At 63.1% G+C, this 14,808-nt stretch carries 11 protein-coding genes and 1 pseudogene; 10 read left to right on the top strand and 2 right to left on the bottom strand.

All coding sequences use genetic code 11. The annotated features are described in order from the left end of the window. Nucleotides 1–57: 57 nt before the first annotated feature. A complete protein-coding gene (locus FG154_RS17425; protein WP_082873001.1) occupies nucleotides 58–795 on the bottom strand; it encodes a TetR/AcrR family transcriptional regulator in 738 nt (245 codons plus the stop codon). Between the two features lie 29 nt (nucleotides 796–824). On the opposite strand from FG154_RS17425, the pseudogene FG154_RS17420 reads away from it, so the two are divergent. From FG154_RS17420 to gltS, 10 genes and pseudogenes are all read left to right on the top strand, one after another. After that, nucleotides 825–1,364 (top strand): annotated as a pseudogene (locus tag FG154_RS17420) (transposase); the annotation flags it as partial. 247 nt (nucleotides 1,365–1,611) lie between these two features. After that, nucleotides 1,612–2,679, top strand: a complete 1,068-nt coding sequence (locus FG154_RS17415; protein WP_145110681.1) for an HlyD family secretion protein — start codon at nucleotides 1,612–1,614, stop codon at nucleotides 2,677–2,679. Further along, complete coding sequence (gene rbbA / locus FG154_RS17410) at nucleotides 2,676–5,414, top strand: ribosome-associated ATPase/putative transporter RbbA (protein ID WP_145110678.1); 2,739 nt, start codon at nucleotides 2,676–2,678, stop codon at nucleotides 5,412–5,414. Before FG154_RS17415 ends, rbbA begins: the two co-directional genes overlap by 4 nt. Nucleotides 5,415–5,421: 7 nt before the next feature. After that, complete coding sequence (locus FG154_RS17405; RefSeq protein ID WP_068767091.1) at nucleotides 5,422–6,534, top strand: ABC transporter permease; 1,113 nt, start codon at nucleotides 5,422–5,424, stop codon at nucleotides 6,532–6,534. Between the two features lie 5 nt (nucleotides 6,535–6,539). Further along, a complete protein-coding gene (locus FG154_RS17400; protein ID WP_068767092.1) occupies nucleotides 6,540–7,619 on the top strand; it encodes an alpha/beta hydrolase in 1,080 nt (359 codons plus the stop codon). A gap of 318 nt (nucleotides 7,620–7,937) precedes the next feature. Beyond that, nucleotides 7,938–9,695, top strand: a complete 1,758-nt coding sequence (locus FG154_RS17395; RefSeq protein WP_051693716.1) for a PHA/PHB synthase family protein — start codon at nucleotides 7,938–7,940, stop codon at nucleotides 9,693–9,695. A 4-nt stretch (nucleotides 9,696–9,699) separates the two neighbouring features. Beyond that, nucleotides 9,700–11,094: a bifunctional enoyl-CoA hydratase/phosphate acetyltransferase gene (locus tag FG154_RS17390; RefSeq protein ID WP_097031787.1), complete on the top strand. Its 1,395-nt coding sequence runs from the start codon at nucleotides 9,700–9,702 to the stop codon at nucleotides 11,092–11,094. Then, complete coding sequence (locus tag FG154_RS17385) at nucleotides 11,091–12,260, top strand: acetate/propionate family kinase (RefSeq protein WP_035745643.1); 1,170 nt, start codon at nucleotides 11,091–11,093, stop codon at nucleotides 12,258–12,260. The genes FG154_RS17390 and FG154_RS17385 overlap by 4 nt, the downstream gene beginning before the upstream one ends. Beyond that, a complete protein-coding gene (gene fabI, locus FG154_RS17380) occupies nucleotides 12,257–13,021 on the top strand; it encodes an enoyl-ACP reductase FabI (protein ID WP_035745640.1) in 765 nt (254 codons plus the stop codon). The genes FG154_RS17385 and fabI overlap by 4 nt, the downstream gene beginning before the upstream one ends. Before the next feature lie 92 nt (nucleotides 13,022–13,113). Further along, the gene (gene gltS, locus FG154_RS17375) at nucleotides 13,114–14,319 is read left to right on the top strand and encodes a sodium/glutamate symporter (protein WP_114348925.1); all 1,206 of its coding nucleotides are present in this window, start codon (nucleotides 13,114–13,116) and stop codon (nucleotides 14,317–14,319) included. A 13-nt stretch (nucleotides 14,320–14,332) separates the two neighbouring features. Here gltS and FG154_RS17370 read toward each other — a convergent pair. Then, the coding region (locus tag FG154_RS17370) for an IS5 family transposase (RefSeq protein WP_145110674.1) at nucleotides 14,333–14,808 on the bottom strand (476 nt) is incomplete at its 5' end.

Below are 14,808 nucleotides of genomic sequence, written 5' to 3'. Positions count from 1 at the left end.
GAAATCCCAACATGACTTATACAGGATCGCAGTTGGCAAGCTGACTTAGATAGTGGTCTAGATGGGACGCCAGCCGAATACCCCATCTGAACAACCAGGCAGCATTGCGTTCATCAGGGCGGTTTGCAGCATCTGTCGCTGATCCGCCTCGGGGATAGCCAGCAAATCCGCAGGCCCGAAAATCGCACGATGGGTCACGAAACCGCTGAGAAGGCTAAGCGCGAAATGCGCCCGTCCCGGATCCGCATGGCCAAACGCCCTGCTTAGAGGCAGGGCTAGTGACGTGCCAAAGAATTGCGCAATGATCGCCCGCGCCTCGCTGCAGAGGCTGGACTGTGTCAGTAAATGAAGCGGCCTGACATCTTCTACCTTGCGCGGATCACGCAGGAAGGCCAGATCGCAGATCCGGTTGATCATGGTCGCGCCATCGGGGTCCCCTGCGGCGATGTCATCGAGGGGCGCAAGCGCCAGCAAGGCCTGACGGAATATCTCGGCCTTCGACCCGAAGGCGCGATGGACATAGGCCACATCGACCCCAGCCGCGGCGGCGATGTCGCGCAGGCTGGTGTCGGAATAGGGCATCCGCGCGAAAAGCAGCATCGCCGATGCAAGAATGCGTTCTTTCCCGGTTGCCTGCCCCGGCATGCGGTCGGTCGAGTTGGCTGAGTTGAGCGTCCTTGGCATGGGTGGCTTGTGTTCGTCCGGTGGCTTCGACGCGAAGAAACTGAAACCCACATTCCCCAAGTAAATCGCTGATTTTGCTGTCAGGATCTCAATATTTCCGATATAAATCATGGTGTTGATGGCCGTGAGGGGCGCGTTTGATGGATCACCCAGAGGGTGCGGGTTCGAAGCGGGCAGATCGGGTCGAGTTCGACCGCCGGGTGCATGTGGAGTTCCGAGGTGCGCAGCTCAGTTCCGACGGCGGCCTGCTGGTGATGCGCGAGCTGGATGACGCGCTCGGGCTGTCCGATCTGGCGGCAAAAGCATTGCGCGACACCCGGCGCGGCAAGAACACGGTCCACCGGCTTGACGGGTTGTTCCGGCAATCGGTGTTCGGGCGACTGGCCGGATACGAGGATGTGAACGACGCCGACCGCCTGGCCCTCGATCCGGTGATGCGCCAGGTCGTGGGTGGAAGGGCTGTCGATGCGCAAGCGGCCTCGGCCTCGCAGATGGGACGGTTCGAGACCGAGACACTGGCACAGCCCGAGAACCGTGCCGCGCTGGCCGACCTGAATGGCCAATGGATCGACCGGTTCCATGACCGTAACGGGCTGAAGTACATCGTTCTGGACATGGACAGTTCGGTCAGCCCCACCCATGGCGATCAGGAGGGCGCGGCCTGGAACGGGCATTTCGACTGAAAATGCTGCCCCGGAGCAGAGGTGCGGCAAAATGCTGCCCCGGAGCAGAGGTGCGGCAAGGTGCAGCCCACACCGGGTCGTGTTGTTTAGCTGGTTTTTCAACAGCAAACAACCAGCAGCCGCTTTTGCGCGACAATACAGGTTTTCACCCTGTCATCGAGCGTTGACAACAGGGGAGCGTAGGGCGAAAACCGCATCGGGACATGCGCGAAGCATCCATCAGCACAGCAATCAGAGGCAGATCATGGCAAAGCCCGGCAGAAACACCATTATTCTGGGCGGCCTGGCCGTTGTCGCCGTGCTTGGCTGGCTGGCCTGGGACCGGCTGCAACCCGCCGGTCTGCCGGCGGGTTTTGCCAGCGCCAATGGCCGGATCGAGGCGACCGAGGTGGATATCGCGGCGCTCACCGGCGGCCGAATCGCCGAAATCACCGCTGCCGAAGGTGACATGGTCAGCGCAGGCGATGTGCTGGTGCAGATGGACGTGGTGCAGCTGAACGCACAAAAACGTCAGGCCGAAGCGCAGCTTGCCCGCGCCGAAATCGGCGTCGAGACAGCAAGGGCGCTGGTCGCTCAGGCCGAGGCACAAGAGCGCGCGGCCCGGGCCGCGGTTGATCAGGCAGGCTCGGTTGCCGATGCCGCGTCGCGCAGGCTTGAACGCTCTGAGCAGCTTGCAAAGACCAGTGCGATCTCGCAGCAGGTGCTGGATGATGACCGCGCCCGGGACGCCCAGGCCCGCGCCGGTGTGGCCTCGGCCGAAGCCAGCCATGCGGCAGCGCTGGCGGGGGTCAGCAGCGCGCAGGCGCAGGTGGTCGATGCAAGTGCGGCCGTCGAGGCGGCAAAGGCGTCGATTGATGCGATCCAGGCCTCTCTGGACGACGCCACGCTGAAAGCGCCGCGCACGGGCCGGATCCAGTATCGCATCGCACAAGAGGGCGAGATTGTCGGCTCTGGCGGGCGGATCCTCAGCCTTGTCGATCTGGGCGATGTCTATATGACGGTTTTTCTGCCGACATCGCAGGTCGGCCGGGTGCAGGTCGGATCAGAGGTGCGCCTTGTCATGGATGCGGCGCGGGAATTCGTGATCCCGGCCACGGTTTCCTATGTTGCCGATGTGGCGCAGTTCACGCCAAAGACGGTCGAGACCGCCGATGAGCGCAAAAAGCTGATGTTCCGCGTCCGTGCCCGCATCGACCCCGAGCTGCTGTCGCGGCATATCGAATATGTCAAAACCGGCCTGCCGGGCATGGCCTATCTGCGGCTTGATCCGGATGCCGCCTGGCCTGACTTTCTTTCCAATGTCGTGAAATGACCGGCTCAGTTGCCGGGGTCTCCGGCCTGACGCTGCGCTATGGCAAGGTCACGGCGCTTGACAATGTGACGCTGGAGATCCCTGAGGGGCGCATGGTCGGGCTGATCGGGCCAGACGGGGTCGGAAAGTCCAGCCTTCTGTCGCTGCTGGCCGGGGCACGTGTGATCCAGCAGGGCAAGGTCGAGGTTCTGGGCGGCGATATGCGCGATGCGGCGCATCGCAACCGCGTCTGCCCCCGCACCGCCTATATGCCGCAGGGTCTGGGCAAGAACCTCTACCCGACGCTTTCGGTCGAAGAGAACCTTGATTTCTTCGGCTCGCTTTTCGGTCATGACAAGGCCGAACGCGAGCGGCGGATCACCGATCTGCTGGCTGCGACCGGCATGACGCCGTTCCGGTCGCGCCCGGCGTCAAAGCTGTCGGGCGGCATGAAGCAAAAGCTGGGTCTGTGCTGCGCGCTGATCCATGATCCCGATTTCCTGATTCTTGACGAGCCGACCACCGGCGTCGATCCGCTGTCGCGCCGCCAGTTCTGGGATCTGATCGACCGAATCCGCGCGACACGGCCGGGGATGAGCGTGATCACCGCCACCGCCTATATGGAAGAGGCCGCGCGCTTCGACTGGCTGGTTGCGATGAATGCGGGCCGGGTGCTGGCCACCGGCACCACCAACGATCTGCTGTCGCGGACCGGGGCCGACACGCTTGATGCAGCCTTCATCGCGCTTTTGCCCGAAGAAGACCGGGGCGAAGACAGTGCCGTGGTGATCCCGCCGCGGACCACCGATGACAGCGATATCGCCATCGAGGCCGAGGGGCTGACGCAGCGCTTTGGCGATTTCGTGGCGGTCGACAATGTTTCCTTCCGCATCCCCAGGGGTGAGATTTTCGGCTTTCTGGGTTCGAACGGCTGCGGCAAGACGACGACGATGAAGATGCTCACCGGGCTTCTGGAGCCGAGTGAGGGCCGGGTAAAGCTTTTCGGCCATGAGGTCGATGCAAGCGATCTGTCGGTGCGCCGCCGGGTCGGGTTCATGTCGCAGGCCTTCTCGCTCTATTCCGAGCTGACGGTGCGTCAGAACCTTGATCTGCACGCGCGGCTTTTCGATATGGCGGCCGAGAAGATCCCCGCCAGGGTTGACGAGATGATCGCCCGGTTCGATCTGGGCGACGTGACCGACAGCCTGCCTGAGGCGTTGCCGCTGGGTATCCGCCAGCGGCTTTCGCTGGCGGTGGCGATGATCCATGCGCCCGAGATCCTGATCCTTGACGAGCCGACCTCGGGGGTGGACCCGGTGGCGCGCAACGGCTTCTGGCGCATTCTGGCGGAACTTTCGCGCAAGGATGGCGTGACGATCTTTGTCTCGACCCATTTCATGAACGAGGCGGAATGGTGCGACCGCATCAGCCTGATGCATGCGGGCAAGGTGCTGGTCTCGGACACCGCCGAGGGGATCACGAAAGCCAAAGGTTGCGCCACGCTGGAAGACGCGTTCATCGCCTATCTTGAAGAGGCGATTGGCGAGACGGCACCCGCCCCCGCCGCTGCGCCCGAGGCCGCGCCCGAGGCCCCCGCAGCCGGGGTGACCCATCACGCGCAGCAATCCGGCTTCAGCCTGCGGCGACTGCTTAGCTATTCGCAGCTGGAAAGCCTGCAATTGCAGCGCGATCCGATCCGGCTGACCATGGCGTTGGTCGGCAGCCTTCTTCTGATGATCGTGGTGGGGCTGGGCATCAACATGGATGTCGAGGATCTGACCTTCGCCGCCCTTGACCGCGACCAGACCACCACCAGCCGCAATTATATCGCCGATATTGCGGGATCGCGCTATTTCATCGAACAGCCGGCCCTGACAAGTTACGACGAGATCGACGCAAGAATGCGCTCGGGCGAGCTGGCGCTGGCGATCGAGATCCCGCCCGGCTTTGCCGCCGATATCGCGGCAGGCAGGGATGTGCAGGTCGGGGCCTGGTTCGACGGCGCCAACCCCAGCCGCGCCAATACGGTGCAGGGCTATGTGCAGGGCATGCATGCCGACTGGATCACACGTCAGGCGCGTCAGCTTTACGGTGACAAGGCGAGCGGCGGCAGTTTCGAACTGGTGACCCGATACCGCTACAACCCCGACGTGCGCAGCCTGAATGCGATGGTCCCGGCGATCATCCCGCTGCTTTTGCTGATGATCCCGGCGATCCTGACCACGCTTTCGGTCGCGCGTGAACGCGAACTGGGCTCGATCATCAATTTCTACGTCACGCCGGTGACGCGGCTGGAATTTCTGCTTGGCAAACAGCTGCCCTATATCGCGCTGGCCATGCTGAATTTCTTCCTGATGATGGCCATGGCGGTCACATTCTTCGCAGTGCCCTTCAACGGCAGTTTTCTGGGCTTTACCCTTTCGGCGCTGATCTATGTCACCGCGACCACGGCGCTTGGTTTTCTGGTGTCGGTCTTCATCGCAAGTCAGGTCGCGGCGCTGTTCGCGACCGCCATGCTGACGATGATCCCGGCGGTCAGCTATTCGGGTTTGATCTACCCGGTCTCTTCGCTGTCGGGTTTTGGCCGGGTTCTGGGCGAGATCTACCCCTCGACCTGGTTTATCACCGCCGCGCGGGGGGCTTTCTCCAAGGCCTTCGGAATGGCGGAACTGGCCGGGCCGATGCTGGCCATGGGCATCGCCATTCCGGTGATTATCGGGCTGGCGGCGGCCTTCCTGGAAAAACAGGCGAAGTGAGGGGCGGATGAACCTGCGCAACACCTTCAATCTGGGCGTCAAGGAATTGCGCGGGCTCTGGCGCGATCCGGTGATGCTGGTGCTGATCGTCTATTCCTTTTCGCTCTCGATCTGGACCTCTGCGAACGTCTCGCCCGAGGCGCTGACGAATGCCGCGATCTCGATCGTGGATGAGGATCAGTCGCATCTCTCCGCCCGCATCACCTCGGCCTTTTATCCGCCCTATTTTGTCGAGCCGCAGATGACCACGACGGCCGAGATGGATCGGCGGATGGATCAGGGGCTGGATACTTTTGCGCTGAACATCCCACCGGATTTCGCGCGCGATGTGCTGGCCGGAAAAAACCCGGCGATCCAGCTGAATATCGACGCGACAAGGATGAGCCAGGCCTTCACCGGCGGCGGCTATATCCAGCAGATCGTGTCCTCCGAGGTTTCGGAATATGTGGCGGGCTACCGGGCCGAGACCGCGCTGCCGGTCGATCTGGCGCTCCGCGCGCGGTATAATCCCTCGCTGGATCCGAAGTGGTTCGGCGCGATTTCCGCCGTGATCCGGTCGATCACCATGCTGTCGCTGGTGCTGACCGGCGCGGCGCTGATCCGCGAAAAGGAACATGGCACGGTCGAGCACCTGCTGGTCATGCCCGTCACCACGACCGAGATCATGTTTTCCAAGATCTGGTCGATGGGGCTGGTGGTGCTGCTGGGGTCGATCTTTTCGCTAAGTGTTGTGGTGCAGGCGCTGATGGCGGTTCCGGTGCAGGGCTCGGTCGTGCTGTTTCTTGCGGGCGCGGTGCTGATGGTTTTCGCCATGACGGGGCTTGGAATTTTCCTTGCCACCATCGCCGGGTCGATGCCGCAATTCGCGCTTTTGCTGATGATGGCGCTTTTGCCGCTGCAGGTGCTGTCAGGCGCGATGACGCCGCGGGAATCCATGCCAGAGATCATCCAGACCATCATGCTTGCAGCCCCCAACACGCATTTCATCATCCTCTCGCAGGGCATCTTGTTCCGAGGTGCGGGGCTTGACGTGGTCTGGCCCCAGTTCGCGGCGCTGGCGGCGATCGGGGTGGCGCTGTTCTGGCTGGCACTGATACGATTCAAGAAATTCCTGCGGTAAGGCATATGTTGGGCCGCCTGCTTCTGATCCTGACGCTTGCGCTTGCAGGCTGCGCTGCGCGTCCGGGGCCGGAAGTTCTGGCCCCCGATGCCGGTGCCCTGCCCGAGGGCGCCCGCCTTGTCCGGGTGCTGACCATGACCACCCGCGCGCCCGAGGCAAATCTGCCGGGGGCCTTTGGCGACTCTCGCTCCATCCGGCCAAGCTGGCTGGAATACGAGGTCTCGGTGCCGCCTGGCCATCGGCCGGGAAAGATTGAATGGCCGGATCGCAATGGCAGCAGCGCCGACCGGAATTTCGTGATGCGCAGCCGGCAGACGCTTAGCCGTGACGCCTTTGCAAAGCGTCTCTCGCGCGAGGGGGTCGGGCTTTATGTCCACGGCTTCAACACCCGCTTTCATGAGGCCTTGTTCCGTACCGCGCAGCTTTCGGTCGATGCGCATATCGAGGAAAAGCCCGTCCTTTTTACATGGCCCTCGGCAGGCTATCCGGGCGCCTATCTGGCTGATCGTGACGCGTCTGACTTTTCCCGCGCGGCGCTTGCCGATCTGCTGCGGCTTTTGACAAAGGGTCGGTCCGCTTCCGACGCGGTGCCGGTGCTGGCTCACAGCATGGGCGCGCGGCTGACGATGGAGACGCTGGTGCAACTGCGTCTTGCCGGGCGGGACGATGTGCTGGACCGGATCGAGGTCATCCTTGCCGCCCCGGATATTGATATCGATCTTTTCCGCGCCCAGATGGTCAGCCTTGGGCCGATGAAGCATCCCATCACGGTGCTCGTCTCCTCGGACGATCTGGCGCTGAAACTGTCGTCGCGGCTTTCGGCACGTCGGATACGGCTTGGGCTTGTCGATGTGCGTGATCCGGCGGTCCAGCGCCTGGCGGTCGCGACCGGAATACGGATCGTGGATATTACCGATATTCCGACCGATGATCCCGCCCACAGCCGCTATGTCGGCCTGCTTTCCGGCGAGGCCGGGGCTGTGGTTGAAAACACCCTTTTCGATGAGGTACGCTTGGCGGGGGCCTTTGTCTTCAATCAGGTCGGTGGTGTCTTCACTGGCATCGGTGATGTGCTGGCGGATTGAGGCCGCGGCCTTGGCCCGGCGTTGGTGCCAGCGGCATTGGCCGGGTCATGGCCTCGACGTCGCGCCGTTTTGCCGGTAATCGTCCATGATGATCAGGGCAGGGACAGGGGATTCCGTGTCCGCCGCCGGACGCCGATGCTTTGCCTGTTCAGTCCGGGGGCGGCTGTTTCGGCGGTTTGACGGCGCTTTACGACATGTCGTCGGCATCGGGCCTTGGGCGCAATGCCTATGTTCAAGAAAAATCTTGAACTCTTTGAATTCGATCAACACTCGTTGATAGTTCTGTGCTAACTTCCGCCGGTAAATTGGAGACGCGACATGGCCCTTACTCCCAAATCAGATGGCTCGGGTGCAACCGGCGATGAAAGCCTTGGCATCGAGGCTTTTCAGGCCGTTGACCGCATACGAGAGGCGCTCTCGGGACAGCTCAGCGGCGGGGTCTCGCCCGGCTCGCTGATGATGGCCTATGTCGACTGGGCCTTTCATCTGGCGCAGGCACCGGGCAAGCAGATGGAACTGGGCGTCAAGGCGGGCCGCAAATGGCAGCGTCTCATGGCGCATCTGATGGCCTCGGCGATGGATCCGCAGGCCGCGCCGGTCATCACGCCCTTGCCGGGCGACCGCCGTTTCGCCGGTGAAGCCTGGGCGAAACCGCCCTTCAGCTGGATGTCGCAGGCTTTCCTGCTGCAGCAGCAATGGCTGCATAACGTCACCCATGAGGTTCCGGGCGTGACGAAGCACCACGAGGATGTGGTGTCTTTTGCCGCGAAACAGATCCTTGATGTCTGTGCGCCTTCGAACAACCCTTTTACCAATCCCGAGGTTGTGGCACGGACCTGGGCTACCGGAGGCATGAACCTTGTGAAGGGCTGGCAGAACTGGCTGCAGGACGTCGTCCGCCAGATCCGGCAGGAGCCGCCAGAGGGTGTCGAGGCCTTTACACCGGGTCGCGATGTGGCGGTGACGCCGGGCAAGGTAATCTTCCGCAACCACCTGATCGAACTGATCCAGTATACGCCCACGACAGAAACCGTGCACCCCGAGCCGGTGCTGATCGTTCCGGCCTGGATCATGAAATACTATATCCTCGACCTCAGCCCGGAGAATTCACTGATCCGCTGGCTGGTGGCGCAGGGCCACACGGTTTTCGCCATTTCCTGGCGCAATCCGGGTGCAGAGGATCGTGATCTGACGCTGGAGGATTATCGCCGGCTGGGCGTGATGGCCGCGTTGGATGAGATCACCCGTCTAATGCCCGATCAGAAAATCCACGCCACCGGCTATTGTCTGGGTGGCACTTTGCTGTCGATCGCGGCGGCTGCCATGGCGGGGAAGGGGGACGCGCGTCTCGCCTCGCTGACGCTGCTTGCCGCGCAGGTCGATTTCGCCGAACCGGGCGAGCTTGCGTTGTTCATCGACCCAAGCCAGCTGCATCTTCTTGAAAGCATGATGTGGAACCGCGGCTATCTCTCTGCCGATCAGATGGCGGGGGCGTTTCAGCTTTTGCGCTCGAATGACCTCATCTGGTCCCGGATGGTGCGCGATTACATGATGGGCGAGCGGACGGCGATGAATGATCTCATGGCCTGGAATGCCGACAGCACCCGGATGCCCTATCGGATGCATGCCGAATATCTGCGCAGGCTTTATCTGAATAATGAGCTTTCTTCGGGACGCTTCACCGCCGGGGGCAAGACAGTTCTGTTGCAGAACATCCGGGTGCCGATCTTTGCCGTCGGGACCGAGCGCGATCATGTCGCACCCTGGAAGTCGGTCTACAAAATCCACCAGTTCACCGATTGCGAGGTGACTTTCGCGCTGACGTCGGGCGGGCATAATGCGGGGATCGTCTCTCCTCCCGGTCACCCGCGCCGCCGCTACCGGCTGGCGACCCGCGCCCATGACGACGCGCTTTTGCCGCCCGAGACCTGGGTCGAGGCCAATCCTGCAACCGAGGGTTCGTGGTGGACGCCCTGGCAGGCCTGGCTTGCCGCGCGTTCGGGTGCCCCCGCCGCGCCGCCCGCAATGGGCAACGCGCTGGCAGATGCGCCCGGCACATATGTTTTCCAGAGGTGACAAGATGACCGGCACTCTGACCAACTATCTGTTTCACCAGATGAAAATCGGCGACCGCGCCAGTCTTGTCCGCCACGTCGGTCCCAAGGATATTGAATTGTTCGCCGCTGTTTCCGGCGACGCCAACCCCGCGCATCTGGATGCCGGTTTCGCCGCCCATGGGCCGTTTGGCCATGTCGTGGTGCACGGCATGTGGACTGCGGCGCTGATTTCGGCGGTGCTGGGCACCCGCCTGCCGGGGCCGGGGACGATCTATCTCGACCAGCAGATCCGCTTTAACAAGCCGGTTTCGCCAGGCGATACCATCACCGCCGAAGTTGAAGTGGCCGAGCTGATCGAGGGCAAGAACCGTGTCCGCCTGACGACCACCGCCCGCAATCAGCGGGGCGAGGTGGTGCTTTCGGGCGAGGCGCTGGTGCTGGCCCCGGTCGAGCAGGTGACCTGGGTGCCGGGTGACCTTCCCGAGGCGGTGGTCTTGCCGAAGGGGCGCTGGCAGGGCTTTGTCGAAGAGGCCCGCGCATTGCCCCCGGTGCGGGCGGCGGTGGTGCATCCCTGTTCGAAATCCGCGATCCTTGGCGCGATCGAGGTGCGCGACGAAGGCCTGCTTGACCCGATCCTGATCGGTCCCGGCGCAAAGATTCGCGCGGCGGCCGCCGAGGCCGGGGTCTCGCTTGACGGCTTCCGGATCGAGGAGACAGAGCACAGCCATGCAGCGGCGGCGCGGGCGGTGGAACTGGCGGCCTGTGGCAACGTCCAGGTGCTGGTCAAGGGCAGCCTGCATTCCGATGAACTGCTTGCGGCGGTGGTTTCGAAAAGCGGCGGCCTGCGCACCGAACGCCGGATCAGCCATGTCTATGCGATGGATGTGCCCGCCTATCGCAAGCCGGTGATCGTCACCGATGCCGCGATCAATATCGCACCGACATTAGAGCATAAGCGCGACATCTGCCAGAATGCCGTCGATCTGATGCGGCTTCTGGGGCGCGATCAGCCGAAGGTCGCGGTGCTGGCGGCGGTCGAGACGGTGAACGCGACGATGCCCGCCACGCTGGATGCCGCCGCGCTGACGGTGATGGCGGCTCGAGGGCAGATCACGGGCGCGCTGGTTGACGGGCCGCTGGCCTTCGACAATGCGATCAGCCCCGAGGCGGTGGCGACGAAGGGCATCGTCTCGCAGGTGGCGGGCGAGGCCGATATTCTTGTGGTGCCGGATCTCGAGGCCGGGAACATGCTTGCCAAACAGCTGATCTATTTCGCGGGCGCCACGGCCGCGGGGCTGGTTCTGGGCGCACGGGTGCCAATCGTTCTGACAAGCCGGGCGGATCCTTTATCGGCCCGCATCGCCTCGGCTGCGCTGGCCAAGCTGGTCGCGGTCCGCAAAGCGGAGGGGAAGGCGTGACCCGCGATCTGATCCTGACATTCAACACCGGATCCTCGACTATCAAGCTGGGGTTTTACGCACTGGAGGCCGCCGCGCCGCGCCCGCTGGCGTCGGGCGTGATCGATTTCCGCGATGAGCCTTTCGAAGTGCGCCTGACGCGCGAGGGCAAGACCTTTTCAGGCCCGATCACAGCGGATCCCGGCGATCTGACAGCCGTGCTGAACCAGGCTTTTGCCTGGCTGGCCGGGCATTTCAATCTTTCGCGCCTTGCGGTGATCGGCCATCGGGTTGTGCATGGCGGCGATGTCTTCACAGGACCAGCCCGGATCACCGATCAGGTGATCGCGCAGATCGACGCGCTGGCGCGGCTTGCGCCGCTGCATCAGCCGCAAAGCCTTGCGCTGATCCGGGCGATGCGGGGGCTTTACCCCGATGTGCCACAGACAGCCTCTTTCGACACGGCGTTTCATGCCACCAACCCGCCCCTGATCCGCCGCTTTGCCCTGCCGCGCGCGCTTTATGATCAGGGGATCAAGCGCTATGGCTTTCATGGTCTCTCCTACCGCTATATCGCCGGGCAACTGGGCGATCTGGCCACCGATGCAAAGGTGGTCGCCGCACATCTGGGCAGCGGCGCAAGCCTTTGTGCGATCCGGGGCGGCAAGAGCATCGACAGCTCGATGGGGTTTTCGACGCTGGACGGCATCCCGATGGCGACGCGTTCGGGTGCGCTGGACCCCGGCGTGATCCTGCATCTGATGGGCGAAATGGGGCAAAGCCTGAAACAGGTCGAGACCATGCTCTATCGTGAAAGCGGCCTTCTGGGCGTGTCGGGTTTCGAGGCTGACAGCCGCGAGCTGATGGCCAGCACGCGCCCAGAGGCTGCCGAGGCGATCGACCTCTTTTGCCTGCGCATCGCGGGCGAGGTGGCACGGTTGGCGACCAGCATGGGCGGGATCGATGCGCTGGTCTTCACGGCAGGAATCGGCGAGCATCAGCCCGGTATCCGCGCCCGTGTCGCCGCGCGGCTGGCCTGGCTTGGGGCAGAGCTTGACCCCGATGCCAATGAAGCAGGGTCGCGCAGGATCAGCACCGCCGCCAGCCGGGTGCAGCTTCTTGTCATTCCGACCGATGAGGAAAGCATCATCGCCCAGGAGGCCGTCAGCGAAGAGGCAGCGACATGATTGATCTGAAAGGCAAACGCGGCCTCGTGGTTGGCGTGGCGAATGAGGCCAGCATCGCCGCCGGTTGCGCCAGGGCCTTTCGCGCGGCGGGGGCAGAGCTGGCGCTGACCTTTCTTAATGAAAAGGCCCGGCCATGGGTCGAACCCGTGGCGCAGGAAGTGGGTGCGCCGCTGTTCCTTCCTTGCGATGTGCGTGAACCCGGCCAGTTGGAAGCCGTGTTTGACCGAATTACCGCTGAATGGGGGCGGCTTGATTTTCTGCTTCATGCCATCGCCTTCGCCCCGCGCGAGGATCTGCACACCAGCGTTGTCAACGCTTCGGCCGAAGGTTTTGCGACGGCGATGGATATCTCTTGCCACTCCTTCCTGCGCATGGCGCGGCTGGCGCGGCCTTTGATGCAGGCGGGTGGTTCGCTGATCACGGTCAGCTTTTACGGCGCGGATCGGGTGGTCGAGAATTACAACCTCATGGGTCCGGTAAAGGCCGCGCTGGAGGCTTCGGTCCGCTATGCGGCGGCCGATCTGGCGGGCGAAGGGATTCGTGCCTTTTCGCTTTCAACCGGTCCGGTCAAGACCCGCGCCGCCTCGGGGATCGACCGGTTCGATGCGCTGATGGATAAGATTCGCGCCCGTACGCCTGCGGGAAAACTGGTAAGCATCGAAGAGATCGGTACACTGGCGGCCTTTCTGGCAACCGAGGCCGCAAGTCCCATGAGCGGATCGGTGGTCTATGCCGATAACGGATTTCACACCACCGCCTGAGGCAGGCGCGGGGCCCCGCCCTTGACCGGAAGGCGGATCCGGGGCAAAGCGGAATCAACATCAGTTGACAGCATTCTGACAGGCGCCGCCGCGTGACCTTCTTTACGGTTCATCCCTTCCATTCCTTCAATCTTGCCGTGGTCTTGCTGATCGCGGGCAAGATCCTGACCCTGAACATTGATCTTCTGCGCCGCTATTCGATCCCCGAGCCGGTGGCGGGCGGCTTTCTCTGTATCGCGGTAACGGGGCTCCTCTGGGCGCTGTTCGATCTGAAGGTCTCATTCGAGGTGGGGATCCGTGATTTCCTGCTGCTGGTGTTCTTTGCCGGTATCGGGCTGAAATCCGATATCCGCACGCTGCTTGCGGGGGGCAGGCCGTTGGTGATCCTGTTGATCCTTGCGACCAGCTTCATCCTTTTGCAGAACTTCGCGGGGATGGGGCTGGCGAGGCTCTTTGGAATGGAGCCGAAGGCCGGGCTGATGGTCGGCTCGGTTTCGCTGACCGGCGGCGTTGGCACCACGCTGGCCTGGGCACCGATATTCGCCGAAAAGCTGGGGATCACGAATGCGCTGGAACTGGGGGTCGCGGCCAATACTGTCGGGCTAATCGCGGCCTGTGTGATCGGCGGGCCGATTGCGGCGCTCCTGATCCGGCGGGGCGGGCTGAAGGCGGAAAACAAGCGCGATCTGGACATCGGCGTTCCGAATGAGGGGCGCGCGGTCCGGATGGATTACTTCTGCATCCTCTGGTCGATCCTGGCGCTGAATGTCACCGTGCTGATCGGGCTGGCGCTGCATGAGGCGATCACGGCGGCCGGCGTCACGCTTCCAGCCTTTGTCAGCTGCCTTGTCGCGGGGATCGTGCTGCGCAACCTTTTGCCGCTGGCCCCGAGGCGGTTAGTGCGGCGGATCTGGCCTGGGGTCGATGATGCGCTGGCGCTGATCTCGGATCTGTCACTCGGGCTTTTCCTGATCATGGCGCTGATGGGCCTGCAGGTCTGGGAGCTGAACGGCGTCCTTCTGTTCATTACCGCCGCCCTTGTGATGCAGATCCTGCTGACGGTCGGATTCACGATTTGGGTCGTGTTCCCCGCGATGGGGCGCGATTATGAGGCGGCGGTGATCTCGGCCGGGTTTGGCGGTATCACGCTCGGCTCAACCGCCACCGCCATCGCCAATATGACCGCCGTGGCGCAGCAACATGGCGCGGCGCACCGGGCCTTTGTGATCGTGCCGCTGGTCTCCGGCTTTTTCATCGATATCGTCAACGCGCTGATCATCTCGGCGCTGGTCGGCTAGGGTGTGTTGACGTTCACCGGAGTCGGATGACGGTTGCGGCGAGAGCAATGAAGGCGCTGAAACTTTCATCAGTCTTGCAGCAGCGCATGGCGATGCCTCTGTATTCCTTGAGCCTGCCGAAGAGGTTCTCGATCAGGTGCCGCCACTTGCAGGTTTCGCGGTCGAATTCGGCGGGGAAGCGGCGGTTGGACTTTGGCGGAATGACCGGCTCGATCCCTGCACCGGTTAGCGCCTCGCGCAGCCAATCGGCATCGAACGCCCGGTCGGCAAGAAGTTGGCCACACGTCAGGCCATCGATCAGCGCCCCTGTGCCGCGCAGATCATGGGCCTGTCCCGGCAGCAGCCGAAAGTCGGTCAGGTTGCCGACCGCATCGGCCAAAGCCATGATCTTGGTTGTTATCCCTCCGCGAGAGCGCCCGATGGCCTGGCTTTGCGTCCCCCTTTTGCGCCCTGTCCGTGGCGGTGAACCTTGACGATGCTGCCGTCGAT

Source organism: Cereibacter sediminicola, assembly GCF_007668225.1.
GTDB lineage: Bacteria > Pseudomonadota > Alphaproteobacteria > Rhodobacterales > Rhodobacteraceae > Cereibacter_A > Cereibacter_A azotoformans.
This window is presented reverse-complemented; position numbering and strand designations above follow the sequence as displayed.